Source organism: Planomicrobium okeanokoites (assembly GCF_003428875.1).
Lineage (GTDB): Bacteria > Bacillota > Bacilli > Bacillales_A > Planococcaceae > Planococcus > Planococcus okeanokoites.
Map to the genome: position 1 here is coordinate 50,696 of NZ_QQRS01000008.1, position 24,586 is coordinate 75,281.

Annotated in this window: 25 protein-coding genes; 17 read left to right on the forward strand and 8 right to left on the reverse strand. The window is 45.0% G+C overall.

What is annotated here, in order from left to right:
* Window positions 1-77: 77 nt before the first annotated feature.
* Entirely contained in the window at window positions 78-1,310 is a 1,233-nt protein-coding gene (locus D2910_RS14110) for an aminopeptidase (protein WP_117313921.1), read from the reverse strand.
* Window positions 1,311-1,537: 227 nt separating this feature from the next.
* Here D2910_RS14110 and D2910_RS14115 point away from each other — a divergent pair, with 227 nt between their 5' ends.
* Together D2910_RS14115 and D2910_RS14120 are read left to right on the forward strand one after the other, a co-directional pair.
* Window positions 1,538-2,845, forward strand: a complete 1,308-nt coding sequence (locus tag D2910_RS14115) for an FAD-dependent oxidoreductase (RefSeq protein WP_117313923.1) — start codon at window positions 1,538-1,540, stop codon at window positions 2,843-2,845.
* Window positions 2,842-3,828 carry a class I SAM-dependent methyltransferase gene (locus D2910_RS14120; protein WP_117313925.1) on the forward strand — a complete coding sequence of 329 codons (987 nt, stop codon included), beginning with the start codon at window positions 2,842-2,844 and terminating at the stop codon, window positions 3,826-3,828. Before D2910_RS14115 ends, D2910_RS14120 begins: the two co-directional genes overlap by 4 nt.
* Before the next feature lie 159 nt (window positions 3,829-3,987).
* Here the strand turns inward: D2910_RS14120 and D2910_RS14125 are convergent, their stop codons facing one another.
* Window positions 3,988-4,209 (reverse strand): DUF1128 domain-containing protein, encoded by a 222-nt coding sequence (locus D2910_RS14125; protein WP_084242285.1) that lies wholly within the window; start codon window positions 4,207-4,209, stop codon window positions 3,988-3,990.
* 58 nt (window positions 4,210-4,267) lie between these two features.
* A complete protein-coding gene (locus D2910_RS14130; RefSeq protein ID WP_084242284.1) occupies window positions 4,268-5,641 on the reverse strand; it encodes an alanine/glycine:cation symporter family protein in 1,374 nt (457 codons plus the stop codon).
* Between the two features lie 194 nt (window positions 5,642-5,835).
* On the opposite strand from D2910_RS14130, the gene D2910_RS14135 reads away from it, so the two are divergent.
* A complete protein-coding gene (locus D2910_RS14135; RefSeq protein ID WP_084242339.1) occupies window positions 5,836-6,297 on the forward strand; it encodes a YtxH domain-containing protein in 462 nt (153 codons plus the stop codon).
* Window positions 6,281-7,225 (forward strand): YihY/virulence factor BrkB family protein, encoded by a 945-nt coding sequence (locus D2910_RS14140; protein ID WP_117313927.1) that lies wholly within the window; start codon window positions 6,281-6,283, stop codon window positions 7,223-7,225. Before D2910_RS14135 ends, D2910_RS14140 begins: the two co-directional genes overlap by 17 nt.
* 50 nt (window positions 7,226-7,275) lie before the next feature.
* On the opposite strand, the gene D2910_RS14145 is transcribed toward D2910_RS14140, so the two are convergent.
* Window positions 7,276-7,470 carry an SE1561 family protein gene (locus tag D2910_RS14145; protein WP_084242282.1) on the reverse strand — a complete coding sequence of 65 codons (195 nt, stop codon included), beginning with the start codon at window positions 7,468-7,470 and terminating at the stop codon, window positions 7,276-7,278.
* Between the two features lie 324 nt (window positions 7,471-7,794).
* The gene (locus D2910_RS14150; RefSeq protein WP_101803538.1) at window positions 7,795-8,175 is read right to left on the reverse strand and encodes an OsmC family protein; all 381 of its coding nucleotides are present in this window, start codon (window positions 8,173-8,175) and stop codon (window positions 7,795-7,797) included.
* An 80-nt stretch (window positions 8,176-8,255) separates the two neighbouring features.
* Here D2910_RS14150 and D2910_RS14155 point away from each other — a divergent pair, with 80 nt between their 5' ends.
* Window positions 8,256-9,437 (forward strand): MFS transporter, encoded by a 1,182-nt coding sequence (locus tag D2910_RS14155; RefSeq protein ID WP_084242280.1) that lies wholly within the window; start codon window positions 8,256-8,258, stop codon window positions 9,435-9,437.
* 51 nt (window positions 9,438-9,488) lie between these two features.
* Here D2910_RS14155 and rlmD read toward each other — a convergent pair whose 3' ends face one another.
* Together rlmD and D2910_RS14165 are read right to left on the reverse strand one after the other, a co-directional pair.
* Window positions 9,489-10,853: a 23S rRNA (uracil(1939)-C(5))-methyltransferase RlmD gene (gene rlmD / locus D2910_RS14160; RefSeq protein ID WP_117313928.1), complete on the reverse strand. Its 1,365-nt coding sequence runs from the start codon at window positions 10,851-10,853 to the stop codon at window positions 9,489-9,491.
* 41 nt (window positions 10,854-10,894) lie between these two features.
* Entirely contained in the window at window positions 10,895-11,794 is a 900-nt protein-coding gene (locus tag D2910_RS14165) for a TIGR01777 family oxidoreductase (protein WP_117313931.1), read from the reverse strand.
* Window positions 11,795-11,886: 92 nt separating this feature from the next.
* Here D2910_RS14165 and recX point away from each other — a divergent pair, with 92 nt between their 5' ends.
* From recX to D2910_RS14180, 3 genes are read left to right on the forward strand one after another with little or no spacing between them, the layout of a single operon-like run.
* Window positions 11,887-12,693, forward strand: coding sequence for a recombination regulator RecX (gene recX / locus D2910_RS14170; protein ID WP_117313932.1), 807 nt, complete (start codon window positions 11,887-11,889; stop codon window positions 12,691-12,693).
* The gene (locus D2910_RS14175) at window positions 12,686-13,018 is read left to right on the forward strand and encodes a YfhH family protein (protein WP_084242276.1); all 333 of its coding nucleotides are present in this window, start codon (window positions 12,686-12,688) and stop codon (window positions 13,016-13,018) included. The genes recX and D2910_RS14175 overlap by 8 nt, the downstream gene beginning before the upstream one ends.
* Window positions 13,019-13,022: 4 nt before the next feature.
* On the forward strand, window positions 13,023-13,274 hold the full coding sequence (locus D2910_RS14180) for a YfhJ family protein (protein ID WP_084242275.1): 252 nt from the start codon (window positions 13,023-13,025) through the stop codon (window positions 13,272-13,274).
* Window positions 13,275-13,342: 68 nt separating this feature from the next.
* Here the strand turns inward: D2910_RS14180 and D2910_RS14185 are convergent, their stop codons facing one another.
* Window positions 13,343-14,323 (reverse strand): metal-dependent hydrolase, encoded by a 981-nt coding sequence (locus D2910_RS14185; RefSeq protein ID WP_117313934.1) that lies wholly within the window; start codon window positions 14,321-14,323, stop codon window positions 13,343-13,345.
* 192 nt (window positions 14,324-14,515) lie between these two features.
* Here D2910_RS14185 and mutY point away from each other — a divergent pair, with 192 nt between their 5' ends.
* The 9 genes from mutY (at window position 14,516) to nikC (ending at window position 24,546) form a co-directional block, all read left to right on the forward strand.
* Window positions 14,516-15,514, forward strand: coding sequence for an A/G-specific adenine glycosylase (mutY, locus tag D2910_RS14190; RefSeq protein WP_240633628.1), 999 nt, complete (start codon window positions 14,516-14,518; stop codon window positions 15,512-15,514).
* A gap of 2 nt (window positions 15,515-15,516) precedes the next feature.
* Window positions 15,517-16,263 (forward strand): enoyl-[acyl-carrier-protein] reductase FabL, encoded by a 747-nt coding sequence (gene fabL / locus D2910_RS14195; RefSeq protein WP_084242272.1) that lies wholly within the window; start codon window positions 15,517-15,519, stop codon window positions 16,261-16,263.
* Window positions 16,264-16,366: 103 nt separating this feature from the next.
* On the forward strand, window positions 16,367-16,909 hold the full coding sequence (gene ntdP, locus D2910_RS14200; RefSeq protein WP_084242271.1) for a nucleoside tri-diphosphate phosphatase: 543 nt from the start codon (window positions 16,367-16,369) through the stop codon (window positions 16,907-16,909).
* 101 nt (window positions 16,910-17,010) lie between these two features.
* Window positions 17,011-18,735, forward strand: a complete 1,725-nt coding sequence (locus tag D2910_RS14205) for an ABC transporter ATP-binding protein (protein ID WP_276310424.1) — start codon at window positions 17,011-17,013, stop codon at window positions 18,733-18,735.
* 190 nt (window positions 18,736-18,925) lie between these two features.
* On the forward strand, window positions 18,926-19,945 hold the full coding sequence (locus tag D2910_RS14210; protein WP_117313938.1) for an ABC transporter ATP-binding protein: 1,020 nt from the start codon (window positions 18,926-18,928) through the stop codon (window positions 19,943-19,945).
* Window positions 19,920-20,903, forward strand: coding sequence for an ABC transporter ATP-binding protein (locus D2910_RS14215; protein WP_101803532.1), 984 nt, complete (start codon window positions 19,920-19,922; stop codon window positions 20,901-20,903). Before D2910_RS14210 ends, D2910_RS14215 begins: the two co-directional genes overlap by 26 nt.
* 44 nt (window positions 20,904-20,947) lie before the next feature.
* Window positions 20,948-22,555: an ABC transporter substrate-binding protein gene (locus D2910_RS14220; RefSeq protein ID WP_377280313.1), complete on the forward strand. Its 1,608-nt coding sequence runs from the start codon at window positions 20,948-20,950 to the stop codon at window positions 22,553-22,555.
* A gap of 84 nt (window positions 22,556-22,639) precedes the next feature.
* Window positions 22,640-23,644: an ABC transporter permease gene (locus D2910_RS14225; RefSeq protein WP_084242268.1), complete on the forward strand. Its 1,005-nt coding sequence runs from the start codon at window positions 22,640-22,642 to the stop codon at window positions 23,642-23,644.
* A gap of 14 nt (window positions 23,645-23,658) precedes the next feature.
* A complete protein-coding gene (gene nikC, locus D2910_RS14230; RefSeq protein ID WP_117313942.1) occupies window positions 23,659-24,546 on the forward strand; it encodes a nickel transporter permease in 888 nt (295 codons plus the stop codon).
* Window positions 24,547-24,586 lie beyond the last annotated feature (40 nt).

Below are 24,586 nucleotides of genomic sequence, written 5' to 3' on the forward strand. Positions count from 1 at the left end.
CTCCCCTCTCGACTATGATTATCATAACTTAGTATACATGATAATAGAAAAAAGATTAAGTGTCGAATTAGTGAGATTTAAAATGCCCAGTTGCCGTTCCTGAAAATCGGCTCGCGTGTGCCGTCTTCCAAAATACCGTCAATATCCATCTTATCAGAACCGACCATGAAATCGACATGGGTAATACTTTGGTTCAAACCGTGCTTAAGCAGTTCTTCGGACGACATCTTCTTGCCGCCTTCCAAACAGAAAGAGTAAGCGCTTCCGATAGCGAAGTGATTTGACGCATTTTCATCGAATAAAGTGTTGTAGAAAAGGATATCGGAAGCGGAAATTGGTGATTCGTGAGGCACTAAAGCAACTTCACCCAGGTAATGGGAGCCTTCGTCCGTATCTACCAATTGCTTCAAAACATCTTCCCCTTGTTTTGCTGTTACATCTGTAATTCGTCCATTTTCAAATGTGACTTTGAACTCATCGATGATATTGCCGCCATAGCTGAGTGGCTTCGTGCTTGAAACGTAACCGTTGACGCCATCTTTTTGCGGCACAGTGAAAACTTCCTCGGTTGGCATATTTGCCATGAAAGCATCGCCTTTTTCATTGATGGAACCAGCGCCGCACCATAAATGCCCTTTAGGAAGAGCGACTTCGAGATCAGTGGAAGGGGAAGTGTAATGTAATTTCGCATATTTTTTGCCGTTCAGATAATCGACTTTTGTATGCAATAATTCGTCGTGCTCTTTCCAAGCTTCGATCGGCTGATCCAAGTCGGCACGGACCGCTTTGAAAATAGCATCCCATAAAGCGTCAACTTGCTGATCTTCCGGAAGCTCCGGGAAAACTTTTGCCGCCCAGGCTTTTGATGGAGCTGCCAGGACTGTCCAGCTGATTTTATCTGATTGGACGTATTGGCGATACTTATTGAGTGCTTGTCCAGTCGCCTTCTGAGAAGCGGCAATTCGTTTCGAATCGATTCCTTTTAAAAGATCCGGGCTTTGAGAAACAATGCTCATGAATGCAGCACCTTGTTCGGCCAATTGCTCACGCTCTTGAACTTTCCAGGAAGGGAACTCAGAGAAAGAATCCTCGGGCGCCATTTCGAAGCGCAATCTTGAGACTTCATCATCATTCCAGTCAACAAAGACTTGTTTAGCTCCAGTCTCGTAGGCTTTTTTTACAATCAGGCGCACAAGCGGTGCAGCCTCCAGTGAAGCTGCTATGTATAATTGTTGGTTTGGCTGTATATTAACGCCGACCTTTACCGCCAATTCTGCATAGCGTGTCAATTTATCATTTAATGATGTCAAATGAATCTCTCCTCTCATCATATATTATAGTATCAATTTTCAGTCATAGTCCGCAATGCCTGCCTGCTAAATATCCAGGTTATTCTAAAAAATATTGGAAAAATATAGTTTCATAGGTCTTAAGTATTGTTTTGGAACTGAAATACTGAAGTTTATTTAATGTATCGCAGTTATGGAGGTTTTTATGCGAGGGGTTTGAGGAATACATTAGAGAGGAGCTGAGTTTGATGAAAACACAAGTCTTTATCAGCGGTGGCGGCATCGGTGGCCTTGCACTGGCCCTTAAACTTGTTCAGCGCAACGTCGATGTGGTGATGGCGGAGCGATTGAAAGCTAAAGCACCGACTTATAAAGGTGAATTGCTTCAGCCTAAAAGTATGCAGATATTCGAAGGACTGGGCCTGTACGACGAAATCACTGCGCGCAGCAACGAAATCAAAATCCTCGATATGCTCGAGCTGTCAAGTTCACTTCAGGTCCGCGACCAGACGTTTATGGATTACAGCGTATTGCCTGGCAAATACAATGCGGCATTTATGGTACATCATGAAGAACTAAAAGATATTCTATTAAAAGCTGCTTCCGAATATAAAAATTTCCGCTATATGCCGGGAACGTCTTGCACAGGGTATACCGACAATAAAGCATTGCTCAAATCAGGAAAGGAAAAATTGGAAGTTGAAGCTGATTTCTTCTTTGGTGCAGAGGGCAGGGCATCTGTTACCAGAAAGCATATGGACATCGAAATCAAACAGACTTCCTATAACCATCATTTCTTAACTGTATCTTTTCCAAGGCCAGAAAATTTCAAAGATGGCCAAATTATTTCTACATATAATCGATTCCTCGGATTATTCCCTTTGCCGGATAATCAGGTGCGTTCCGTTTATCTGATTCCAGAAGGAGATTATAAAGAATTGAAAGAAAAGCCCATCAGCCACTTCCACAAACTATACACAGATCTTGCACCGGCAATGGATGGCTATGTACAACAGTTGACTGACTGGAAAAAAATTCAATTGATGATTCCGGTCATGTTCCATGCCCCATCATATGTCAGGGACAATAAAGCGATTATCGGGGATGCGGCGCATGCCGTACACCCGATGGCCGGGGAAGGCATGAATATGGCGATACAGGACGCTGATGTTTTAGGTGAGCTCACTGCGGACATGGTTGAGATTCATAAACAGAATCCCAAAAATCTGAAATGGTATGAAAAAGTGCGTTATAAGAGGGCGGATCATGTAATCCAACTCAGCCATCTGGCTGCACTTGCGTATTCCTATCCATTTAAACCGGTCAGCTTTCTTCGGCAAAAAACATTCGAGCGGATGGAAGAAGACCCGATTCTTCATTTCAAGCAAATGCTTAATGTCTCAGGGCTTGGCATGTGGAAAGAAAACGTAAGGGACAGATTCATCCAGGGCGGCATCATCCCAGTCCGGCTAAGGGATCTTCCGAAAAAATCAAAAGAGCTGAGATATTATACCAGGGAAGACGACTATCCATGGAAAGATGAGGGATTAATATGATAGATGTGATGAAAATGTTTAAAGCCAGGATGTATATGAAGAGAAACGAACCGTTCCTTTACAGTTGGCATGCCTATGTCGGTTATGAATTGGATCTGTTCAAGGCATTTGAACGGCCGATGGCAAAATCGGATGTAGCAGATGCCTACGGATTAGATGAAAATCTTCTGGAGCAATGGGTGGCGGTAGGCGTGTCGATCGGCCATCTCAAGGAGGCTGGACGAGGACGCCATAAGCTCGCCAATTCCTGGAAACTGCCTAAGCCGAAAGGAGATAATTCCTCAGGGGTATTGCTGAAGGAAATGATGGAGCTTCATATTCCGACACTGCTGAGTTATCCGGAAATGATGCGCAACAGCAACCGGCTTCACTTTGATGAAGAAAGGCATGCCGGCACAGTTGCAGAAACCAGCAGATTGCTCGAAGTGCTCGCGATGCCTAAAATGTCGAAGCGCATCCGAGAATATAATATCCGATCAGTTTTGGATATAGGATGCGGTGAAGCCGGTTACATCAAAAAACTGGCTGGACGATTTTCTGATACTCAATTCACCGGAATTGAAATCAGTGAGGAAGTGACAGAGAAAGCTCAGCAGCTGACAGCAGAAGATGACAATATTAAAATTCAGAATGCGGATTTGTGGGATTATAATCCTGAGCAGCCTTTTGATATGGTCATGATGAATAATGTCCTGCATTATATCGATCTTGAAAAGCGTGAGGCGCTGATTCATGAACTGGCTGATTGGGTAAACCCTGGCGGCATTCTGTCCATTGTCACACCTATTGCAGGCAGCACTGATGATCCTCCTTTTGCGAATGTATTCAACAGCTTCTTTTCTTCCTTCGACAACCTGTACCGCCTTCCCACCCGCGATGAATTGCGTGATTGGGGAGAAGCCGCGGGACTGGATATGCTCGGCATCCATACAGTGATTAAAGAGGGTGGCTGGTATATTGCACAGTACAAGAAACCGGCATAGAAATTAAAGAATAATAAGAAAAGCCTCCGAAATTTTTTTCGGGGGCTTTTTAGCTCATTGTGTAAGGAAGCTGTGAATCCGATATTTTGCAAAACAGCTCCGTTTTTTTCTAAAAAAAAGCGGAAACCCCGGGAAAATCTCAAGGTTTGCCGCTTTTCATTATTTCCGCAATGAGCCAAGTTCCTGGGCGATTGCCTGCATTTCATTTGGTGTGATGTTATCGCGCTTTTTGACCATTTCATACAAATCACGCAAATCTTCATACTGTGAAGCATTGAAATGTTCAGCTTTCATCGCATCGACATTGACCATGCGTAATTTCGCTTTTATTTCCTCGATCATGTAATTGACGTTTTCTGGAGACTGTTTCGATAAGTCCATCATAAGTTCCTGCCTTTCGGTATGGTATGCCTTATCATTTCACTTATCAAAAAAAATGTCAATTTCCTGAACGGGCAAGTTCAGCTTTCTCGTTTTTCTCTTCTTTAGCTTTTGCAACGATTCTCTTCGTTTCGTACACGATTACACCTGACAGACCAAGAAGGCCGATTAAGTTAGGAACTGCCATCAGGCCGTTCATCACGTCTGAGAATGTCCAGACAACGGTAAGTGAAGCAGTTGCTCCAAGGAAGACAGCCGCAACGAAGAGGACGCGGTATACAATCAGCAAACTTGGATTCTTGAAAAGATACTGGAAACATTTCTCACCATAATAAGACCAGCCGATAATTGTCGAAGATGCGAAGAAAATAAGGCCAAACGCGACAATGTAAGGACCTACGCCGCCAAGGTACTGGCCAAATGCTGCACTGGTAAGTGGCGCGCCTTCGAGTCCTTCTTGTGTGTAGAGGCCAGACATGACGATTGTAATTCCTGTAATCGAGCAGACAATCAATGTGTCAAACAGGACCTGCGTCATCGACACTAAAGCCTGGCGGCCAGGCATATCCGTTTTTGCAGCAGCAGCTGCAATCGGTGCTGACCCAAGGCCGGCTTCGTTGGAGAATACCCCACGGGCAACACCATAACGGATTGCGGCACCGATCGCACCGCCGGCAGCAGCTTCACCTGTGAACGCAGCGCTGAAGATTGTGCCAATAGCAGCAGGAATCAAGTCGAAATTCATGACCATGATGACTAATCCTGCAATAACATAAAACAGAACCATAAACGGAACAAAGAATGCAGTAACCTTACCGATAGTTTTGATTCCGCCTAAAATTACCAAACCTGCAAAAGCAGTGAGGATAAGTCCGGTAGCCCAAGGAGCCAAACCGAAAGTCTCATCGACGATTGACGCGACAGAATTGGATTGTGTCATATTGCCGATCCCGAATGCTGCAATTGCGCCAAAGATGGCGAAAAGGACTGCAAGCCATTTCTGTTTCAGACCATGCTCCAGATAATACATCGGACCTCCGGCCATCTGTCCTTTTGAATCGGTAATGCGGTATTTTACAGCTAATACGGCTTCACCGTATTTTGTTGCCATCCCGAAGAATGCGGACAGCCACATCCAGAAGACTGCTCCAGGTCCGCCAAGCACGACAGCGGTTGCAACCCCGACGATATTACCGGTGCCGACTGTTGCCGCCATGGCTGTTGATAGAGCCTGGAAGTGAGATATATCGCCTTCGGAATCTTTATCGACATTTTTGGAGAAAGTTAATTTAAGTGCATAAGGCAATAAGCGAAGCTGAAGGAATCCGAGCCGTACTGTAAGGTAAATTCCTGTACCGACAATCAGGATCAAGAGTGGGACGCCCCATACTAAACCACTGATTTCTCCCAATAATTCTTCAAATCTTTCCATCTAATTTCCCCCTAAGTTATGTAATTCTGTTCTCCTGAAATAATTTTGCACCTCCTGTTGATTTAATATTCCGAAAGTTACGCTCAAGAGTCAAGGGTTTTTTAAATTTTTAGGAGATAAGTTTAAATATGTTGAGATTAGGGAAAAATTCAAAAGACACGTTAGAACAAACTATTCTTTGGGAGGAATTCAGAATGAGCCAAAACAAATTGATGACAGGATTATTAGTGGGGGCAGCGGTGGGTGTGATCATTTCCCTGTTTGACCGCAATACCCGCAACGATGTAATGCAGAAATCGAAAAAGGTCTCTGAGAATGCGAAATACTATGCAAGCAATAAAGACGAATTGAAGTCTGCGGTTCAGCAGCAGGCAAACAAATTCCAGAATCTTTATGAGCGCGTTTCCGAAGACGCATCTTATGTTGGGGAAAAAGTCAATGAATTGAAAGAATTGACTCCTCAGGTAAAAGAGATGGCTATGGATACGAAAGAGGCATTCGTCGACACGAAGGAAGCAGTGGTGGATTCGACTCAGGATGTTAAATCTGCTCTGCAGGAAGATAACCCTTCCGCTTCATCATCGTTGACTGATGATAACAGCAGTTCATCTAACAATAATTCGAACCGCGATGCGGAATATGGGAAAAAGCAGTAATTCACTGAATAAGCCCCATAAGACAGAATCCGATCTTCCACAGGAAGGGACGGAGGCGAAGGGACCGAGTTACGATGTCACCCGCTTCCCGGGGTTTATGAAAGAATTATGGAAAAGAATCAATGATGTGGATGTCACAGGACTTGGAGCGCAATTAGCGTTCTTTTTCCTGTTGTCTATTTTTCCATTGCTTATCTTTTTGATAACGCTGTTGCCTTATTTGAATATTGCTGAAGATCAAATCTATCAATTCATGGCGAATGTTGTGCCTGGCGAAATCTATCTTCTTATCGAAGAGACGCTCAACGAAATTTTGACCCAGGAAAATCGCAGTCTGCTTTCATTCGGACTCATTGCCACCATCTGGTCCGCTAGCCTTGGCATGAATGCACTTATAAAATCATTGAACCGATCTTATAATGTTGAGGAAAACCGTCCGATCCTGATAGCGAGAGGCATGTCCATCATTACCACTGTGTTAATGATTTTTATTTTATTGATTGCATTGGTCCTGCCAATATTCGGACGCCAGATCGGAATTTTCATCTTTTCGTTTTTTGGTTTGGAAGCAGGATTTTTGGAAACCTGGAATACATTGCGTTTTACGATTCCGCCGTTGATCATTTTTGTTGTGGCGGCAGTAATTTATTGGGCAGCCCCTAATGTGAAGCTGGATTTCAAATCTGTGCTGGCTGGAGCGGCTTTCACGTCGATCGGCTGGCTGGTTGTCTCTTTCGGGTTTTCGATCTACATCAATAATTTTGCGAATTACTCAGCGACCTACGGAGGAATTGGCGGTGTGATCATGTTAATGTTGTGGTTATATGTATCAGCCATCCTATTGATGGTCGGAGGCCAGGTGAATGCAGTCATGCAATCACGCCGCGATATCATAAAACGACTAAACAAAAACACCGGAACAACTTGAATTCACAAGTTGTTCCGGTGTTTTTTGGCGATATTTGGTTATTTAAACAATCAGTTCTCATCGGTAGGCCGTGTTTTGAATTGCTGCATTTTATCGTCCAATTCATCAACCATCGTGATTAAACGATCAATATCTTCCAGTTCTGCGGTTTCCGGTTCAATCGAATCAAGGACTTCCAGGAACATGTTCAAACGTTGTTTCATATAACTTACTTGCTTTTCTCTATCGGTAATGGATTTTCCCATAAGGCACACCTCATTTCGCATTCTATCGTAGCTGATTTACCAATGGATTTCAATCAAACATAGGTAAAAAGAAGATTTTAATAGTTTTTCCATTTAGAATATTTACTTAATTATATTTCTGTGTTAGTGTATGAGTAATCAATAGAGAGGAGGCCATGATGAATAGTCGAAACCATTTACTAACTAACAAGTAAAAGGAGGGGGTTCGAACATTTCACCGGCACAAGCCGGAAAATGGTCTTATGAGAAAAGATGAAAATGGAAATCTAACATAAAAGCTCAGTCGTGATCTGGCATACAGATACGGACTGAGCTTTTATTGATTTATACGAGTTCGTATGTTTCCACAATTTCAATCGAATCTTCCACAGAACGGACCATCGAACAATTCTTTCTTGTCAGCTCCATCACACGCGGCATTTTCGAATCATTGATATCGCCTTTGATCAGGAAATGCAGATGGACTTTTGAAACGCGTCCCGCTTCTTCATCGATGCGTATAATTTCTTTTACTTCCACCTGTATATCTTCTGCAGGCATCCGTTGTTTTTCCAGAACTTTCCTTATAATTCCAGCGCTGCAGACTGCAAGGGAAGCCACCAGCAACTGATATGGCCGGAAACCGTACTCCTCATTTGTTGAAACGGCCAGTTCACCAAAAGGCAAATCGCCCGAAAAACCATTTTCAGTCATTGAAAATTTCATCTTCCATCTCCTCCTTATGATAAAATTGTATCTGAATTCCATTCAAATACAAAAGAAGGTGCTTACTGGAAGGAGCCATCATGAAAAATTACTTGCAAAGTGACAGTGGGCGTTTCTGGATCCTTGTCGCTATAGTATCGATCTCCGGGTTTTCGCAGGGTATGCTGTTGCCGCTCATCGCGGTTATTTTTGAGCAGGATGGCGTGTCATCTGCTTTAAACGGATTGAGTGCCACCGGCTTATACATAGGTACATTAATTATCGCACCCTTTATGGAACCTCAATTGCGGCGTTTCGGTTTTAAACCGATCATCATAATTGGCGGTGGACTTGTCATCTTGTCCCTGTTGCTGTTCCCGTTATGGAAATCAGTCCTGTTTTGGTTCTTCCTGCGGATCCTGATTGGTGTTGGAGACCAGGCGCTGCATTTTTCGACCCAGACCTGGATCACCAGTACATCCGCACAGAATCGCATGGGCAGGAACATTGCCATATATGGGATGTCATTCAGCATTGGATTTGGAGCTGGACCGTTATTTGTGCCTCTCGTTAATATTTTTGAAGCGTTGCCGTTTATCATATCGGGGCTTTTATGCCTCACGGCCTGGGTTCTCGTTTTCTTCCTGCGCAATGATTTCCCTGAAACTACGACAAGTGCCATGACGGCAAGTGGAACGTTAAGCCGTTTTAAAGCTGCTATCGTCATTGGCTGGTTCGCTTTTTTGCCGCCGCTTGGTTATGGATTCCTGGAAGCTTCCTTAAATGCCATCTATCCTGTATACGCCCTGAGGCAGTCGATAGATGTTTCCATGGTTTCCTATATGCTCGCCGCGTTTTCGCTCGGTGCCATTGCAACTCAGCTGCCACTTGGTGAACTTAGTGACAGGATCGGCAGGCGCAAAGTTTTGCTGCTTGCACTGTTCGGTGGTGCAGCTGCATTTGGCACGGCCAGCTTGTTTGAATCGAATGCATGGGTAACTTTGGCATTTTTCATCCTAGCCGGTATGTTCGTCGGTTCGACTTTTTCACTGGGAATCTCCTATATGGCAGATCTCATGCCGAGGGAACTGCTGCCTACAGGCAATTTATTGTGCGGCATAGCATTCAGCATCGGAAGCTTGGCAGGACCTGTGCTTGGCGGATTATTTTTGGATGTTACAGAAGAGCTGAGTTTCCTTTTGCTGATCGCTTTGATACTGCTCATCATTTTCGCCATCATCGCCTTACGGGGCAATAAAATCAGCAAGCCCGCATCCGGTTGAATTATATAGCAACAAAAAGAGACTTCCGATTTCAAACCGGAAGTCTCTTTTTCATTTCAAAACAAGTTTCGTTACAGATTCAACCTGTGCCGTCTGTGGGAACATATCGACAGGCTGGATGTATTCGATCCGGTAGATTTTCGTCAATTGCTGCAGATCCTTCGCCAGTGTGGAAGGATTGCACGACGTATAAACGAAACGTTTCGGCTTCACCTTCAGGATCGTTTTCAGCAGGGAGTCAGCCAGTCCGGTGCGAGGCGGATCTACAGTCAGTACATCAGGAACAAAATTTTCATTGCTCCAGACATCCAGCCATTTTTCCGCAGTCCCGGTTACGTATTTCGCTTTGACGCCTTGCCGTTTCGCATTTGCCTTTGCATCGACCACACTGTCATGGATGGTGTCCATGCCGCGGAGTTCGCCAGCGCCATCAGCAAGCCATAAACCGATTGTACCGACGCCGCAATAAGCATCGACGACTTTTTCGGTGCCGGTCAACTCTGCAGCGCGTTTAATTTCGTCATACAATTTGACTGTCTGCTTTGGGTTCAACTGGAAAAAGGCGCGGGCGGAAAGGTCAAAGGCAAGTTCCCCCAATTTTTCGTGGATGGTATCTTTGCCATATAAAGTAACCGTCTCTTCACCGAAAATAAGCGATGTTTTTTCTGGGTTGATATTCTGGACAATCGAGACAAGATTAACATCCAAGTTTTTCAGCTTTTCCAGCAGCAATTCCTTTTTGGGAATTTTAGAGCGGGTTGTCACCAGCACCAGTTGAATTTCACCTGTTTCAATGCCGGTGCGGACGACAATTGTCCGGATAACGCCTTGCATCGTTTTGCCATCATAGATCGGAATACGCAATTCTTCGAGAATCCGCTTCACTGAGTTGGTGATGACAGTGGTATCCGGATGCTGAACGATGCATTGTTCGATATCGAGTAATTGATGGGAACCTTCCGCAAATAAACCCGCGATGACTTTTGAACCTTTCAGCCGTGTCTGGAACTGGCTTTTATTGCGGTAATGCCATGGATCTTCCATGCCGATCGTTTTTTCGATTTTGACATCGACGCCTTTCAAATAACGTTCGAGCGCCTGGACCACCAGATCCCGCTTTTCAACGAGCTGCTGGTCGTATGTCAAATGCTGAAGCTGGCAGCCGCCGCATGCTTCATAGACTGGGCAGGGTGGAGTCTGGCGGTGAGGGGAAGGTTTCCGCATTTTGACAATCCGGGCTTCCGCGAAATTCCGTTTGACTGATGTAATTTGTGCTGTGATTTCTTCGCCGGGCAGTGCACCGGCGACAAAAACAACATTCCGTTTAAAGAAACCGATGCCTTCGCCGTTGATGCCAAGCCTTTTGATCGTCAACGGAAATTTCTGGCCGGTCTCCATTATGGGTTTTTCATTCATAGTGCACACGTCCTTCTTTTGGTCATCCCTACATTATAGCCTTATTTATAGATATCAGCCAGAGCTGATCTCAGATCGGGGTATGCAAATTCGAAACCATGCTGCTGCAGAACTTCCGGCAGTACGCGCTGTCCTTCAAGAACGAGGCGGCTTTTGTCGCCGAGCACAGCTTTTAGGGCGAACTCAGGCACCGGGAACCAATGCGGACGCCCCAAAGCGTGTCCGACTTCTTTGCCGAAATCCTTCATGCGCTTCGGATAGGGAGCGGTCACATTAAATGGTCCACTCAGTTCTTCTGTTTCAATAGCGAATAAAACCGCGCTGGCGACGTCATGAATGTGGATCCACGACAGCCATTGCCGGCCGGAACCGACTGTGCCGCCTCCAAAAAGCTTGTAAGGAAGGGCCATCAACGGCAAGGCACCTTCTTTTTTGCCAAGGATAATGCCAAATCGTCCATACGCTACCCTCACGCCGAAGTCTTTCGCTTGATCTGCAAGGCGTTCCCATTCGATAACAGTTTCAGCAAGGAAGTCGTCGCCGCGTTCCGTCGATTTCTCTGTATAGGATTTTTCCGTTGACGCAGGATAAATACCGACAGCGCTTGCATTCACCAGTACTTCAGGTTTTCGTTCCATTTCCTTGATGATGCGCAGCACTTCATTGGTCGATTCGACGCGGCTGCTGTAAATAAGTTTCTTCTGTTCATCATCCCAGCGTCCATCGTTGATGGATGAACCTGCCAGATTTACAAAAGCATCGATGCCTGCCAGTTTCTTTTCCGGTTCTGCGCCATCTGTCAGCCACTCAACATAATGGATGCCGTTGTCTGATGGTTTCGGGCTTCTCGTCAGGATGAAAACTTCGTGTCCGTGCTGAGTGAATAATTTCGTCATTTCATTGCCGGCAAAGCCGGTTCCTCCAGTGATTGCAATCTTCATGCCTATCGCCTCCATTTCCTATATAGTACCCTGAATCGATGCATTTAAGCTCTTAAAAGGGTATACTGAATAAGGAAGAGAGGTGCCGCTGAATGCCTATAATCACAAAGATCACACAGGGGAAAAACAATCCGGAACGCTATAATATTTTTCTGGAGGAAAAGTTCGCTTTCAGTGTTGATGAAACGGTGCTTGTCAGATATCAATTGACCAAAGGCAAAGAGCTGGACCAATGGACCATCGAAGAAATGAACTTCGAAGATGAAATCCGTAAAGCGTTCAATAAAGCCCTTGATTTTTTAAGCTTCAGGATGCGCAGTGAAAATGAAGTGCGCCAGAAGCTGAAAGATAAAGAATTCGGGGAAGCAGTAATAGATGAAGCCATTAAAAAATTATATGAATTGAATTTTCTTGACGACCGCGCTTTTTCGGAAGCATTGATGCGGACGCAGATGAGATCATCAAAAAAAGGACCGAAAGCGATCCAGCAGGACATGCAAAAGAAAGGGATTGATAAACAGGTGCAAAAAGATGTTCTCGCTTCCTATTCAGAAGAAGAGCAATTAGAGCTCGCCAAGGAGATGGCTGAAAAAATCGCCGATAAAGAAAAGACGAAAACACCAAGGCAGATTGAACAGAAAATCAGTGATACCCTTCTTCGTAAGGGTTATTCGTATTCATTGATCAAATTGGCAATCGCCGATCTGGATTTAGATAAAGATGAAGACCAATGGACGGATATTGTAGCGGCACAGGGTGATAAATTGTGGCGTAAACACAGCGGCAAGCTGACCGGCTACGACTTGAAATCGAAAGTGAAGCAAGGTCTTTACCAAAAAGGGTTTCCTGCTGAAGTGATCAACGAATACTTGGAAAAAAAGGAGAACGAAGATGAGTGAGGAAAAACGCTATAACCAGATGGACGAACAGGAATTGCGGACGGAAATCGCGCGGCTGAAGGAAAAAGCGCGGAAAGCCGAACAGCTCGGAATCATCAACGAATTTGCGGTATTGGAGCGCAAAGCCATTATGGCGGCGTCCTACCTGTTGGATCCGGAAGATTTCAAAAAAGGGGAAGTCTACCATATAGAAGGAGATCCCAATGTATATTTCCAAATCGATTATCTGAAAGGCCGATTTGCATGGGGTTACCGTCTCGGGGGAGAAAAATATACAGAGGCATTGCCGATATCCATGCTGCGTCCTTTAAAAGAAGGGAAGTAAAAAGATGAAAGAACTTATCGAACAATTAACATACGAGCTGCAGGAAAAGAATCCGAAAATAACCGAAGAGAAAGCAAGAACATGGATCGAGCTGCTGGCATCGGATTTTGAATCATCCTATGCGAAAGCGGGCTATGATTACCAAGGAACAGAAGTGGTGGAAAAAGTTGTCCGCCAGTGGATCGACAGCTACGGTGAAAATATCCATGAATTTGCAGCGAGTAATCCAAAATATGCTCACTTGCTGAATGATTAGTTCAAGCTTCACAGGTTGGAAAGCAATACAAAAACGCACACCCTGGAGTGTGCGTTTTGTGGTTGCCATCAATTATGGCTGAAATCCAATTTTTTCCGAAGCTTGTCTTCGCTGAAAATCCAGCCGGTATATGAGTTGAGGATATTATAATCCTGGTCCAGATGGGCAACTGCCACAAAAGGGTAATAATCATTGCTGCGGTATCTGAGATCAATTAACCTTACTTCATAGATATCACCATATTCGTTGATTTCCCAGCGATAAAGTGGTGAAAATGATACAAACGCTGAAAGGTTCTTGTCTTTGAGCGCCGTCTGGATCAATTCACTTTCCGGCAAAGGCTTCTTCATGAACTTGTCGTAGAAGTTGATTGTCCGTCCATATGCGCGTCCAACGTAATGGTGTTTATCTGTATCTGCTGCGATCCGCCAATGGAAGAAACGCATTGTGGGCGCAACGAATATTTCAGTGGCGCCAGGGACAGTATTCCTGATTGCGTGTTTGATAGCAGATTGCAGGGCAAATCGTGATATATAATAAAACACCAGCACGGTATACAGGATGCTGATGGTCCATACCGGATCTGCGCCGAATGCCCAGATCATCAAAGCAATGACATGTGCGCCGAAAATAATGGGATCGAAAGTATTGATGACCCCAAGAGCTACCCATTTATTCGAAAACGGCCTCAATGCCTGGGTGCCGTACGAATTGAAGATATCGACAAAAACATGCAGAACAACAGCGAGGAACGTCCACAGCCAAAGATGGAGCAGATTCACTTCCGGGAAAATGAACCATAATGCGCCGCTTAATAAAAGCGGCCAGGTCAATACAGCCGGAATCGAATGGGTTGCACCTCTGTGGTGACGTATGTAGACTGCGTTGTCCCGCAATTTGAGCACGGTATCAACATCCGGGATCTGCGAGCCGATGATGGTTCCTGCGATGACTGCTGTCATGGTTACAGTATCAGTCGCTACAACAGGGTCAGCCATTGCGAGGCCGCCGAGCGCGATGCCCATGACGAGGTGTGTGCCTGTATCCATCGTCTCATCCCCCTTCGGAAAAATTTGCTTTATGACGGCTGTCTCTTGTAAAGATATCCGTCGCTGCTACTTATTACATACCCTGAATACAAATGAAATAATCTAGAATCAATGGAGGGTTCCACTATTAATATAGAAAAAAAGCAATTTCAAACTGACTTGATTGATTGGTTCCACGCAGAAAAAAGAGATCTGCCCTGGCGGCGTACCGCCGACCCTTACCAAATATGGATTTCGGAAGTTATGCTGCAGCAGACTCGGGTGGATACAGTGATCCCCTATTACAAACGGTTCGTTGAAAAATTTCCCACGCTGCACGATCTGGCAGATGCTGATGAAGAAATTCTTTTGAAACAATGGGAAGGGCTCGGCTATTATTCACGGGCGCGAAATCTTCAGGCAGGAGTGCGGGAAGTAGCTGAAAATTACGGAGGCAAAGTTCCGGCAAGCCGAAAAGAAATATCCGCTTTGAAAGGAGTCGGACCTTACACAGCCGGCGCGGTGCTCAGTATCGCTTACGGATTGCCGGAACATGCCGTTGACGGTAACGTCATGCGGGTTCTATCCCGCATTCTTTTAATCGACGAAGATATAGCCAAACCGAAAACACGTAAAATTTTTGAAGAAGCGGTCACAGGATTAATCAGCCATGAAGATCCATCCGCCTTCAATCAGGGATTGATGGAGCTTGGCGCGCTGATTTGTACGCCCACTTCGCCAAAATGCCTGCTGTGTCCTGTACGTGAACATTGCTCCGCATTCCTTGAGGGGCGCCAGCAGGAGCTTCCTGTAAAGACCAAAGCGAAAAACACGAAGGCAGTCAATTATGCAATGGTCGCTATTCGGAATGGAGAATCTTTTTTGATGGAGAAACGTTCTTCGAAGGGACTGCTGGCTAATATGTGGCAATTTCCGATGCTGGAATTTCCTGTTGGCATAGACGGCGCGGAAATCGAGGAGCTCCTTTCCGAACAGTTTAAAGGAACAATTGTAAAAGCGGAGAAAATTACTTCTTTCAAACATGTCTTTTCTCATTTAACATGGAACGTGGATGGCTTTATTGCCGAAGGTGTAAATTTAGAGATACCCGACAATATGAAATGGGTCGATTCGGCGGAAATGGAATTGCTGCCGATAGCCGGGCCGGTTCAAAAAATGAAAACAGCTTTGAAAAGCAGAGGAGATGTATGACGATGGCCGAACAGAAAGTGGCATTGGTAACAGGAAGCAGCAGGGGACTTGGAAAGGCGATGGCAATCGCTTTGGCGGAAGAAGGATATGACATTGTAGTCAATTACGCGCGCAGTAAGACAGCGGCACTTGATACAGTAAAGGAAATTGAGGCAAGAGGCCGCAAAGCATTGCTGGTCAGAGCAAATGTTGGAGATGTCGAGAAATTGCGCGGCATGTTCGAAACTATTAAAGAGGAGTTTGGCAGGTTGGATGTATTCGTATCCAATGCCGCGTCAGGTGTGCTTCGTCCGATTATGGAGCTGGAAGAATCCCACTGGGACTGGACAATGAACATCAATGCCAAAGCGATGCTTTTCGGTGCGCAGGAAGCTGCGAAACTGATGGATAAAGGCGGTAAAATTGTAGGGATCAGTTCACTTGGATCGATACGCTATCTTGAAAACTATACGACTATCGGCGTTTCGAAAGCGGCTGTCGAATCAATCACCCGTTACTTGGCAGTGGAACTCGCGCCAAAAGGAATTGCAGTCAATACGGTTTCCGGCGGAGCGCTTGATACAGAAGCGCTGAAACACTTCCCGAACCGTGAAGATTTATTGAATGATGCCCGCGTCAACACACCGGCAGGACGCATGGTCGAAATCGAAGATATGGTCAAGACGGCCATGTTCCTTATTTCCGATGATTCAGATATGATCCGCGGACAGACTATTATCGTAGACGGCGGACGCTCGGTCGTTATGTAATTTTTTGCCTTTCTCGCCGTATTACTGTATGTTTTCAGAATTGATTGATATAATATTGAAATAGCAGATAATATAAGGGCTTAGACGAGAAGGTGGGATGGACATGGCGATTCCCGCAGAGGGAGAAACGATACAAATCCACAGCTACAAGCACAACGGCCGAATCCACCGTGTCTGGCAGGAAACAACTGTTTTGAAAGGGACGAATAACATTGTAATCGGTGCAAATGAACGGACCCTGGTAACCGAATCGGATGGCAGGACGTGGCTCACACGTGAGCCTTCAATTTGTTATTTTCATGCGGAGCATTGGTTCAATATCATTTGTATGCTTCGTGATGATGGGGTCTATTATTATTGCAATATCAGTTCACCATTCGTATATAATAATGGTTCTTTGAAGTATATCGATTACGACCTGGATGTAAAAGTGTTTCCGGACATGTCTTACACATTACTGGATGAAGACGAATATGAAGACCATAAAAGGCAGATGGGGTATCCTGAAGTGATCGACCAGATTCTTTATCGCAATGTTGAAAAGCTGATCGGTTGGATCAAACAGCGCAGAGGCCCGTTTGCCCAGGACTTCATCGAAGTATGGACGGACCGTTATGAGTTTCACAGACATAATAGGATCCGCTGAGTAGTATGAAAACCTGTTGCCGGCCAACAGGTTTTTCATTTTGAAGAAAGAATGGAGTGAACAGTTTGAGCGATAAGAAACAAAGCAGCATGAAACGGTACATGCATTTTGTAAAGCCATATTATTGGCAAATAGCATTAACTATCCTTATTGGTATATTTAAATTTGCAATTCCACTTTTCATCCCTTTGCTGATCAAAATTGTCATTGACGATATCATCGGAGCGGAGGCGTTGTCGAGCCAGGAAAAATTGGAGCAGCTTTACCTCTGGCTGGGCGGAACGGCAATCGTGTTCTTTCTGCTTCGGCCGCCGATCGAATATTTCCGGCAATATTACGCGCAATATGTAAGCAATAAAATCCTCTACGACATCCGCGGATATCTTTACGGACACCTTCAACGGCTAAGCCTCAGATACTATGCCAACACACGCGCCGGAGAAATCATCTCACGCGTCATCAACGACGTAGAACAGACGAAAAATTTTGTGATGATCGGATTGATGAATGTCTGGCTCGATCTGGCGACGATTCTTATCGCCATCGGTATTATGCTGTCGATGGATGTCTCACTGACTGTCGTGGCTTTATTGGCGTTTCCATTCTATGCGCTCAGTGTGAAGTATTTCTTTGGCCGCCTGCGCGATTTGACACGTGAACGTTCCCAGGCACTGGCGAATGTCCAGAGTTATCTTCATGAACGTGTCCAGGGAATGAGCATCATCAAAAGTTTTGCTCTGGAGAAGCATGAGCAGAAAATCTTCAATGACACCAATGATCAATTTTTGGACAAGGCAATCGACCATACAAAATGGAATGCGAAAGCTTTTGCAGTCGTCAATACCATTACCGACGTAGCACCTTTGCTGGTGATCGGCTATGCGGGCTATCAGGTTATTCAAGGCAATTTGACCCTGGGAACAATGGTTGCGTTCATCGCATATATTGAACGTCTTTATAATCCGTTGCGCCGGCTTGTCAATTCTTCGACTACGCTTGTGCAATCTTTGGCATCGATGGACCGTGTATTTGAATTGGTCGATGAAGATTATGACGTTACTGATAAAAAAGGTGCACGTGATTTGAAAGTCGTGGATGGCAAACTGGAGTTCCGCAACGTTTCCTTCCATTATAATGATGGCGGAACTGAAGTCCTTTCCGATATGAGTTTTACGGTGAAACCGGGCCAGACCGTTGCACTGGTTGGAATGAGCGGCGGCGGGAAGTCCACTATTGTATCACTGATCCCCCGGTTTTATGATGTGACGGGCGGCGGCATCTATATGGATGACCATAACCTGAAAGATGTCAGCATCCATACACTCCGTGACCAGATCGGTCTTGTGCTTCAGGATTCGATTCTTTTCAGTGATTCGGTCAAAGCCAATATCCTGATGGGGAAACCGGATGCTACAGACGCAGAAGTCGAAGCGGCTGCAAAAGCGGCAAACGCCCATGCTTTCATTGAATTGCTGCCGGAAGGCTATGACACCAAAGTCGGAGAACGGGGCGTGAAATTATCAGGGGGGCAGAAACAGCGTATTGCGATTGCCCGAGTATTCCTGAAAAATCCGCCGATGCTGATTCTCGATGAAGCGACTTCTGCACTTGATCTGGAAAGCGAAGCGCTGATTCAGGACTCTCTTGAGCGTTTGGCACACGACCGGACAACATTAATTGTTGCCCATCGTTTATCGACAATCACCCATGCCGATCAAATACTTGTTATTGACCATGGCGTTCTCAAAGAACAGGGGACGCATGACGAATTGATGAAACGGGAAGGGGTCTACCATAACCTTTTCCAAGTTCAGCATTTCAATTAAAAACAATTCTCTTCCATAATATAGGTGTTTATAAGAAGCCAGCCGGGTAAATAACCGGCTGGCTTTTTTTCATTCATAAAAATTTATCAGATGGCCCTATAAAAAGAACTATTGCATATAGTCTGAATTTCCGTATAATAAAAAGAAATAAAATATTCAGAATTATCCATGTGTAAAAAGGGGTGGCCAGATGATAGAAAGAGAGAAGATTTTAGAAGTAAAAGGTTTGCAGACTACCTTTTTCACGGACGACGGCGAAGTGCCGGCAGTAGATAATGTCGACTTTCATATTCGCGAAGGGGAAGTCTTGGGGATAGTAGGTGAATCGGGATGCGGCAAGAGTGTTACGTCCTTGTCGATCATGGGACTGGTTCCCAGTCCTCCCGGGAAAATTACCAACGGTGAAATCTTATTCGAAAACCAGGACTTAACGAAACTGCCCGAGAAGAAAATGCGTGACATCCGGGGCAATGATATAGCCATGATATTCCAGGAACCGATGACTTCACTGAATCCACTGTTCACAATCGGCAACCAATTGCAGGAAGCTGTTAAAATCCATAAAAAGGACTGGTCAAAAAAACAGATTTACAATCGTGCAGTTGAAATGATGAAATTGGTCGGACTGCCTCGTGCGGAAGGTTTGATGAAAGAGCATCCACACCAATTATCGGGAGGTATGCGCCAGCGTGTCATGATTGCCATGGCATTGCTGTGCGATCCGAAAGTGCTGATTGCGGATGAGCCCACAACTGCACTGGATGTTACGATCCAGGCTCAGATCCTGAAACTGATCAAGAATTTGAATAAAGAACTGAACACAGCTGTATTGCTTATTACACACGATCTCGGGGTCGTTGCGGAAACGTGTGAAAGAGTCGTTGTTATGTATGCAGGCAAGGTTGTTGAGGAAGGTCCGGTCGATGCCATATTCAAAGATCCGCAGCATCCTTATACACGGGGGCTTCTGGAATCCGTGCCGGATATGAGGTTTAAAAAAGAACGGCTTTATTCGATTCCAGGAAATGTTCCAAAACCCGGTTCGATTAAGACAGGGTGCAGATTCGCGCCAAGATGTGAATTCGCTTTCGACCGTTGTTTAGAAGAAACTCCGCCGCTTTATCAAACAACTGAAGAGCATCAGACCCGGTGCTTCCTATTTGATCCGAAGGAGGCAGAAAAGCATGACCGAACAATTGTTAAAAGTTGAGGGCCTGAAAAAATACTTTCCTATCAAATCAGGTATTTTTGGCAGGGTGAGCAACCATGTAAAAGCGGTGGATGATATCTCGTTTTCAGTAAAGGAAGGCGAGACGCTAGGCATCGTAGGGGAATCTGGTTGCGGAAAGTCCACAACCGGCCGCATGTTGATGAGGCTCCTTGAACCGACTGAAGGAAAAGTCACATTTGACGGACAAGAGCTGACTTCACTTTCAAGTAATGATATGCGCAAGGCAAGGCGTGATATTCAGATGGTCTTTCAGGATCCTTATGCTTCGCTGAATCCTCGTCATACGATTGAAAAAATATTGATGGAGCCTTTGAACGTCCACAATATAGGTGATCCGAAAGAGAGAAAGCAAAAAGTGTATGAATTCCTGGAAATCGTCGGATTGAGCAGTTATCATGCCAAACGTTACCCGCATCAATTCAGTGGCGGACAGCGTCAGCGTATCGGTATTGCGCGGGCGTTGATGACGAATCCGAAACTCATTATTGCTGACGAGCCCGTTTCAGCGCTCGATGTGTCGATTCAGGCCCAGGTTCTAAACCTGATGCAGGATCTTCAGAAAGAGCTGAAACTGACTTATATATTCATTGCCCATGATCTAGGGGTGGTTCGCCATATCAGTGACCGTGTTGGAGTAATGTATCTGGGTAACATGGCTGAAATGGCTGATACCGAAGACCTCTACGAAAAGCCGCTGCATCCGTATACGCAGGCACTGCTGACAGCAGTACCGGTACCGGATCCGGCATTCGAGAGGGAAGAAGTTGTAATAAAAGGGGATGTTCCAAGTCCCGCAAATCCGCCGAGCGGATGCCGTTTCCATACGAGATGCCCATTCAAAATGGATATCTGTGAAACGACAGTACCGATTTTTGCGGAGGTTGAAAAAGGTCATTCTGTAGCTTGCCACCTTTACGAGGAAAGCAGGCCGCAATGATAATAAACAAAAACGGAGGGGTTAATTTGGGGAATAAAAAAATCATGTCCCTTGCATTTTTGATGCTTTTACTGATCTCTACAGTGCTTTACGGCTGCAGTGGCGGATCGGAAGAAGGCTCAGAAGGCAATGGTGAAACTGGTGGCGAAGGGGAATCCGGTGAAGAGAAAGTATTGATCTTCGGACGCGGTGGAGACTCGGTATCACTTGACCCTATCACTGTTACAGACGGTGAATCATTTAAAGTTACGAAGAATATTTTTGATACGCTTGTGAACTTCGGTGAACAGGATACAGAAATTGAACCAGGTCTGGCTTCTGAATATACAGCAGCAGAAGACGGATTGACTTACACATTCACGTTGGAAGAAGGCGTAACATTCCATGATGGAACAGACTTCAATGCTGAAGCTGTGGTTGCGAACTTTGACCGCTGGGCTGCAGGAGATGCAGATCAATTCCCATACTATGGTTCAATGTTCGGCGGTTTCGGTGATGAAGAAGGGCACGTAATCGAATCGGTTGAAGCTACAGGCGATTACGAAGTTACAATCAAACTGAAACGTCCGATGGCACCATTCCTTAAAAACTTGGCGATGAGCCCGTTCGGTATTGCTTCACCTACTGCAATTGAAGAGCAAGGTGATGCATTCGGTGATAACCCGGTAGGAACAGGTCCATTCAAGTTTGTTGAGTGGAACCGTAATGATACTGTACGTATTGAGAAATTCGAAGATTATTGGGTTGAAGGCGAACCTAAATTGGATGAAGTGGTATTCCGCGCAATTCCGGATAACTCTGGCCGTCTAAATGCACTATTGGCTGGTGAAATCGATCTGGCTGATGGGATCAACCCTTCAGACGCTGAAACAATTGAAAGCAATGACGATCTTCAATTATATGAGCGTCCATCTATGAACGTAGGTTACCTTGGTCTTACAACGACCAGAGAGCCATTTGATGATCCAAAAGTTCGTCAGGCAATGAACCATGCCATCGACAGACAGGCTATTGTTGATGCCTTCTTCGAAGGTCGCGGTGAAGTTGCGAAAAACCCGCTTCCACCAGTAATCAGTGGATATAACGATGCAATTGAAGGATATGATTACGATCCGGAAAAAGCAAAAGCATTGCTTGAAGAAGCAGGTCTTGGCGATGGATTCGAAATGGAACTTTGGGCTATGCCTGTTCCTCGTCCATATATGCCGGATGGCCAAAAAGTTGCTGAAGCGATCCAAAGTGATTTGGCAGAAGTAGGAATCACTGCTGAAATCGTTTCATATGAATGGGCAACTTATCTTGAAAAAGCTGCAAACGGTGAAGCTGATGCCTTCCTATTAGGATGGACTGGCGACAACGGCGATGCAGATAACTTCTTATATGTCTTGCTTGATCAGGATAATATCGGATCAAACAACTACACTTATTACGAAAATCAGGAATTGCACGATATTCTGATTGAAGCTCAGACTGAAGTTGATGAAGAGGTTCGTAATGAATTGTATGCACAGGCACAGGAAATTATTCATGAAGATGCACCTTGGGTTCCGTTGGCTCACTCAACACCGCTACTTGCGGGAGGCAGCAATGTGGTGAACTTCAAACCACACCCAACCGGTTCAGACAAATTAGCAGAAGTGGATCTGGAGTAGACTTTTCGAGAGGGGAGATCGTACAGATTTCCCCTCTTTTTAAATTATTCTATACATATTTGTTAGAGATGGAGAGGTGAAGAAATGCTTCACTATATTGGTAAACGGCTATTGCAATTGATTCCGGTTTTGCTTGGAATGACATTCATCGTTTTTATGATTATTCGTGCAATACCTGGCGATCCTGCTCAAGTAATTCTCGGCCAGCAGGCTTCTGAGGAAGCCATAAAAGCCCTGAGAACAACTTTAGGCTTGGATAATCCATGGTACATCCAGTATTTTGATTATTTAAAAGGACTGGTTACAGGTGATCTGGGGCAGTCGCTGCGAACAAGAACTCCAGTAGTGGATGAGGTTTGGCCATATTTGGCGGCAACAATCGAGTTGTCAGTTTTTGCTGTTATCATTGCCATTATAATCGGCATCAATGCCGGAATCATTTCTGCATGGTTCCAGAATTCATGGTTCGATTATCTTGCTATGATCATCGCGCTTATCGGTGTTTCAATGCCGATATTCTTTTTGGGACTTTTAAATCAATGGATTTTTGCAATAGAATTGGATTGGCTGCCAACTTCCGGAAGGATGAATGTGCGGGATCCTATTGAATCCATAACAGGTTTCTATATCATTGATACTTTAATTACTGGGCAATTTGATCAGCTTTCGACTATAATGCGCCACTTGATTCTTCCCGGCACTGCTCTTGCCACCATTCCAATGGCGATCATTGCCAGGATGACCCGCTCAAGTATGCTTGAAGTCATGAGATCTGACTATGTCCGTACAGCTCGTTCTAAAGGATTGCGGATGTTTTGGGTCGTCTACAAGCACGCGTTAAAAAACGCCATTATTCCGGTATTGACTATTATCGGGCTTCAAATGGGATTGCTGCTTGGTGGAGCGATTTTGACTGAAACAATCTTTGCGTGGCCAGGAATCGGAAGGTATATATATGAAGCGATCAATTATCGTGATTATCCGGTCATCCAGTCCGGCATCCTCATTGTGGCATTCATATTCGTTATGATTAATCTGTTTGTGGATCTGCTCTATAGTTTAGTTGATCCACGCATCAAATATGATTAGGAAGGAGGAGAACAATGGCTGACACGACTGTAAAAAATGACAATATTGAAATGCAGAAAGTTGCTGGCCCGTGGAAAGAGGCCTGGCGGGGATTCCGGAAAAGTAAAGTAGCCGTAGTGGGTATGGGGATTGTTATATTTTTCATCCTCTTGGCTATAATCGGTCCGCTGTTTACGCTGCAAGGCATCAATGAGCAAGACATGTCCCAACGTTTTCTGCCTCCTTCCTCTACATATTGGATGGGAACAGATGATTTTGGAAGAGATATTTTATCCCGTATTGTTTATGGAGCAAGAATTTCTCTTTGGGTAGGATTCTTAGCAGTAATAGCATCCGCAATTGTGGGAAGTTTCCTTGGAATTCTTGCAGGTTACTACGGTAGATGGGTAGATACCATTATTTCAAGGGTTTTCGATATTATGCTGGCATTTCCAAGTATCCTCTTGGCGATTGCTGTTGTTTCAGTATTGGGCCCTTCATTGCGTAATGCTTTGATTGCTATTGCAATCATCAATGTACCTAACTTTGGGCGACTTATAAGGTCGAAGGTTTTGAGTATAAAGGAAGATGAATATATTATGTCCGCCAAAGCGATCGGTATGCAGGATAGTCGAATCCTGTTTTCTCATATCCTGCCGAACTCGATGGCACCTGTCATTGTTCAAGGAACATTGGCGATAGCGACAGCGATCATTGAAGCTGCAGCACTCGGATTTTTAGGGTTAGGAGCACAGGCGCCTACTCCTGAATGGGGAAAGATGCTTGCAGATTCCAGATCCTATCTGACCAACGCCCCGTGGACCATGATTTTTCCGGGGTTGGCTATCATGCTGACAGTACTTGGTTTTAACCTGATGGGCGATGGCTTGCGCGATGCGCTTGACCCTCGTATGAAATCATAAGAAAAACGTGCGGAGAATTTATCTCCGCACGTTTTTTATT

Coding starts and splice junctions, on each gene's coding strand:
- D2910_RS14115 (WP_117313923.1), top strand. CDS start 1,538: ATGAAAACACAAGTCTTTATCAGCGGTGGCGGCATCGGTGGCCTTGCA.
- D2910_RS14120 (WP_117313925.1), top strand. CDS start 2,842: ATGATAGATGTGATGAAAATGTTTAAAGCCAGGATGTATATGAAGAGA.
- D2910_RS14125 (WP_084242285.1), bottom strand. CDS start 4,209: ATGGACTTATCGAAACAGTCTCCAGAAAACGTCAATTACATGATCGAG.
- D2910_RS14130 (WP_084242284.1), bottom strand. CDS start 5,641: ATGGAAAGATTTGAAGAATTATTGGGAGAAATCAGTGGTTTAGTATGG.
- D2910_RS14135 (WP_084242339.1), top strand. CDS start 5,836: ATGAGCCAAAACAAATTGATGACAGGATTATTAGTGGGGGCAGCGGTG.
- D2910_RS14140 (WP_117313927.1), top strand. CDS start 6,281: ATGGGAAAAAGCAGTAATTCACTGAATAAGCCCCATAAGACAGAATCC.
- D2910_RS14145 (WP_084242282.1), bottom strand. CDS start 7,470: ATGGGAAAATCCATTACCGATAGAGAAAAGCAAGTAAGTTATATGAAA.
- D2910_RS14150 (WP_101803538.1), bottom strand. CDS start 8,175: ATGAAATTTTCAATGACTGAAAATGGTTTTTCGGGCGATTTGCCTTTT.
- D2910_RS14155 (WP_084242280.1), top strand. CDS start 8,256: ATGAAAAATTACTTGCAAAGTGACAGTGGGCGTTTCTGGATCCTTGTC.
- rlmD (WP_117313928.1), bottom strand. CDS start 10,853: ATGAATGAAAAACCCATAATGGAGACCGGCCAGAAATTTCCGTTGACG.
- D2910_RS14165 (WP_117313931.1), bottom strand. CDS start 11,794: ATGAAGATTGCAATCACTGGAGGAACCGGCTTTGCCGGCAATGAAATG.
- recX (WP_117313932.1), top strand. CDS start 11,887: ATGCCTATAATCACAAAGATCACACAGGGGAAAAACAATCCGGAACGC.
- D2910_RS14175 (WP_084242276.1), top strand. CDS start 12,686: ATGAGTGAGGAAAAACGCTATAACCAGATGGACGAACAGGAATTGCGG.
- D2910_RS14180 (WP_084242275.1), top strand. CDS start 13,023: ATGAAAGAACTTATCGAACAATTAACATACGAGCTGCAGGAAAAGAAT.
- D2910_RS14185 (WP_117313934.1), bottom strand. CDS start 14,323: ATGGATACAGGCACACACCTCGTCATGGGCATCGCGCTCGGCGGCCTC.
- fabL (WP_084242272.1), top strand. CDS start 15,517: ATGGCCGAACAGAAAGTGGCATTGGTAACAGGAAGCAGCAGGGGACTT.
- ntdP (WP_084242271.1), top strand. CDS start 16,367: ATGGCGATTCCCGCAGAGGGAGAAACGATACAAATCCACAGCTACAAG.
- D2910_RS14205 (WP_276310424.1), top strand. CDS start 17,011: ATGCATTTTGTAAAGCCATATTATTGGCAAATAGCATTAACTATCCTT.
- D2910_RS14210 (WP_117313938.1), top strand. CDS start 18,926: ATGATAGAAAGAGAGAAGATTTTAGAAGTAAAAGGTTTGCAGACTACC.
- D2910_RS14215 (WP_101803532.1), top strand. CDS start 19,920: ATGACCGAACAATTGTTAAAAGTTGAGGGCCTGAAAAAATACTTTCCT.
- D2910_RS14220 (WP_377280313.1), top strand. CDS start 20,948: ATGTCCCTTGCATTTTTGATGCTTTTACTGATCTCTACAGTGCTTTAC.
- D2910_RS14225 (WP_084242268.1), top strand. CDS start 22,640: ATGCTTCACTATATTGGTAAACGGCTATTGCAATTGATTCCGGTTTTG.
- nikC (WP_117313942.1), top strand. CDS start 23,659: ATGGCTGACACGACTGTAAAAAATGACAATATTGAAATGCAGAAAGTT.